The organism is Bacillus cereus group sp. BfR-BA-01441, assembly GCF_022663075.1.
GTDB lineage: Bacteria > Bacillota > Bacilli > Bacillales > Bacillaceae_G > Bacillus_A > Bacillus_A cereus.
Genome location: NZ_JAKUEU010000490.1, coordinates 1 through 201, shown reverse-complemented (window position 1 = coordinate 201; position 201 = coordinate 1). Strand labels below are relative to the sequence as shown.

Below are 201 nucleotides of genomic sequence, written 5' to 3'. Positions count from 1 at the left end.
GATAAATCAGGAAATACATCTAGTACAACAGTGACAGTAAAAGTAGTAGAAAAAGAGGAAGAAAAAGATACAGAAGCACCAGTATTAACGCCAAAAGAAGGTGTAACAGTACATCAAGGAGATAGTTTAAATGCTGGTGATCTAGTAAATGTATCAGATAATAAAGACCCAAATCCAGTATTAACAATTGGAGCATACGAT

1 pseudogene is annotated in these 201 nt (G+C 33.8%); it reads left to right on the top strand.

Annotation, left to right across the window (positions count from 1 at the left end):
* Positions 1-201, top strand: a pseudogene (locus tag MR107_RS31325) (adhesin); the annotation flags it as partial.